The sequence below is a fragment of the Citrobacter sp. VF227 genome (assembly GCF_052950715.1).
Genome location: NZ_JBRFVF010000082.1, coordinates 1 through 776, shown reverse-complemented (window position 1 = coordinate 776; position 776 = coordinate 1). Strand labels below are relative to the sequence as shown.

1 pseudogene is annotated in these 776 nt (G+C 66.1%); it reads right to left on the bottom strand.

Features of this window, described 5'->3' with window-relative positions:
• Positions 1–601, bottom strand: a pseudogene (locus tag ACU8YC_RS25155) (cytochrome d ubiquinol oxidase subunit II); the annotation flags it as partial.
• Positions 602–776 lie beyond the last annotated feature (175 nt).

Here is a 776-nt window from a genome sequence, read left to right as displayed (position 1 = left end):
TAATAGCTCCACGCCGTGTACATCAGGATCAGCGGCAGGATCAGCAGTGCCCCGACCAGCGTGAAGCCTTGGCTCTGCGGCGGTGCGGCCGCCTCCCAGATGGTCACCGATGGCGGGATGATGTTCGGCCAGAGGCTGATACCCAGCCCGCTATAGCCGAGGAAGATCAGCGCCAGGGTGAGCAGGAACGGCGTGTAGTTGGCGTCCGCTGGATCGAGCGCAGCAGGCCGAAGGCACATAGCAGAACCAGCACCGGGACCGGCATGAAGTACAGCAGGTTCGGCATGCTGAACCAGCGCTCGGCAATATCCGGGTGGGTCAGCGGCGTCCACAGGCTGACGACCGCGATGAAGCCGAGCAGCACGACGGTCAACGGCCACACGACGCGATGCAGGCGGCGCTGCAGATCGCCTTCGGGCTTCGCGACGAGCCAGCCGCAGCCGAGCAGCGCATACGTGACGGTCAGGCCGAGGCCGGTCAGCAGGCTGAGCGGCGTGAGCCAGTCGAAGGCGCCGCCGGCGTACACGCCGTCCTTCACGTCGATGCCCTGCAGGAACGCGCCGAGCGCGATCCCCTGGAACAGCGTCGCGCCGGCCGGGCCGCCGCCGATGACGAGGACTTGTGTGCGATTCGGAAGAAGCATGCTTGTTTCTCCTTGTATGGGGGACGTCATGGTCGCGAGCGCGTACGTTATCCGAACCGGAGAATCGATTCGGGCTGCTTGATGACTCGGCCGGAGCCGACCGCGCGGATCATGCCCGGGCAACGCCCGGGAT